The sequence below is a fragment of the Spirillospora sp. NPDC049652 genome (genome assembly GCF_040675125.1).
GTDB lineage: Bacteria > Actinomycetota > Actinomycetes > Streptosporangiales > Streptosporangiaceae > Spirillospora.
Window position 1 is genome coordinate 1 of sequence record NZ_JBFAOF010001213.1, and the last position, 1841, is coordinate 1841.

The 1841-nt window shown below is 73.7% G+C and carries 3 protein-coding genes; 2 read left to right on the top strand and 1 reads right to left on the bottom strand.

Features of this window, described 5'->3' with window-relative positions; genetic code table 11:
- Positions 1–864: nitroreductase family deazaflavin-dependent oxidoreductase (locus tag AB0J52_RS38665; protein WP_500188017.1), on the top strand; the 864-nt coding region annotated here is incomplete at its 5' end.
- Here AB0J52_RS38665 and AB0J52_RS38670 read toward each other — a convergent pair.
- A complete protein-coding gene (locus tag AB0J52_RS38670; protein ID WP_500188018.1) occupies positions 850–1248 on the bottom strand; it encodes a cupin domain-containing protein in 399 nt (132 codons plus the stop codon). The two genes, AB0J52_RS38665 and AB0J52_RS38670, sit on opposite strands and share 15 nt — an antisense overlap.
- Positions 1249–1300: 52 nt before the next feature.
- Between AB0J52_RS38670 and AB0J52_RS38675 the strand changes: the two genes are divergently transcribed.
- Positions 1301–1841: DJ-1/PfpI family protein (locus AB0J52_RS38675; RefSeq protein ID WP_500188020.1), on the top strand; the 541-nt coding region annotated here is incomplete at its 3' end.

A 1841-nucleotide genomic window follows, 5' to 3' on the forward strand; every position in this document is an offset into this window, starting at 1 on the left:
CTCGGCGGCACGTTCCTGACCTGGCCGGAGATCGCCGACCTCTGCGACACGCTCACCGGCGTCCCCTGCCGCCGGGCGCGGGTGCCCGGCGCCGTCATGGTCGGGCTCGGCCGGGCGCTGGACGCCGCCAAGCGCGTCCGCCCCTTCGAGTACCCGCTGACCAGGGACGCCGCGCAGCTGATGGTCAGCCTCGTCCCGACCGACGACACCCCCGCCCTGACGGCCCTGGACCTGCGGCTCCGTCCCGTCGAGTCGACGCTGTCGGACGGGCTGCGCTGGCTGGCCGCGGCCGGACACCTCCGTCCCCGCCGCGCGGGCCGCCTGGGCCCGCCCGGCCGGCCAGGCCCGGACACGACCCGCCCCACCGAGGAGAAGCCGATGCCCACGCTCGTCCAGCGCGCCCTCGGACCGCTGTTCCGGTACGTCTCCGGCGCGCCCTGGTTCAGCAGGGTCGGGCCCAAGGTCGTCCCGCCGCTGGACCGCGCGCTGCACCGGATCAGCGGCGGCCGGATCCTGCTGGGCCAGGCGCTCGTCCCGAGCCTGCTGCTGACGACGACCGGCGCGAAGTCCGGCCTGCGCCGCCAGGTGCCGCTGGCGTGCCGTCCGGAGGAGGACGGCACGTGGCTGGTCGTCGGCTCCAACTTCGGCCGCGAGAAGCATCCCGCCTGGACGGGCAACCTCCTGAAGAACCCCGAGGCCGAGGTGTCCTTCCGCGGCCGGACCACGCCGGTCACCGCGCACCTGCTGACCGAGGCCGAACGCGTCGAGGCGTGGCCCCGGCTCATCCAGGTCTGGCCCGTCTACGACCGCTACGTGGAGCGCGTCGACCGCGAGCTGCGCATCTTCCGGCTAACTCCCCGCTAGCGAGTGCCCGGTCGTCGCGTCCACGTGGTCGGGCACGTCCTCGTGCCTGTCGCCGACGCTGGACGTCCCGGACGGCTCGAACAGCAGGATCGACGCGCCGTCCGGCGACGACGGCTTGTGCTCGACGCCCTTCGGGACCACGAAGACCGCGCCCTTGGGCAGGACGACCGTCCGCTCGCCGCCCGCGTCCCGGAGCGCGATGCTGAGCTCGCCGTCCAGGACGAGGAAGAACTCGTCGGTGTCGTCGTGCGCGTGCCACAGGTGGTCGCCGCGCACCTTGGCCACCCGCACGTCGTAGTCGTTCACGCGCGTGACGATGCGCGGGCTCCAGAGCTGGTCGAACGACGCCAGCGCGTCCTGCAGGACGATCGGTTCATCACTCATGGGGACAGCCTGCCGTTCGCCACCGCCCCCCGGTGAGTGCTAGGAATCGCATATGTCGCAAGGATCCTCGCACCGCGTCGTGATGATCGTGGAAGACGGCTCGAACCCCTTCGAGCTGGGCGTCGCGACCGAGCTGTTCGGCCTGCGCCGTCCCGAACTGGACGTCCCCTGGTACGACTTCAGCCTCTGCGCCGCGGGCGACGTGACCATGCACCGGGGCATGTTCACGATGTCCGGCGTCCCGGGCCTGGACGCGGTGGCGCGCGCGGACACCGTGATCGTGCCGAACCGTCCCGACCCCGACGTGCCCCCCTCCACCGCCGTGCTGACCGCGATCAAGGGGGCGGCCGACCGGGGGGCCCGGCTGGTGAGCTTCTGCACGGGCGCGTTCGCCCTCGCCGCCGCCGGCGTCCTGGACGGCCGGCGCGCGACCACCCACTGGCGCTGGGCCGACGCCTTCCGCGCCCGCTTCCCGTCCGTGCTGCTCGAACCGGACGTGCTGTTCGTGGACGACGGCGACGTGCTGACCTCGGCGGGCAGCGCCGCCGCGCTCGACCTCTGCCTGCACCTGGTCCGGCGCGACCACGGCGCGG

Coding starts and splice junctions, on each gene's coding strand:
- AB0J52_RS38670 (WP_500188018.1), bottom strand. CDS start 1,248: ATGAGTGATGAACCGATCGTCCTGCAGGACGCGCTGGCGTCGTTCGAC.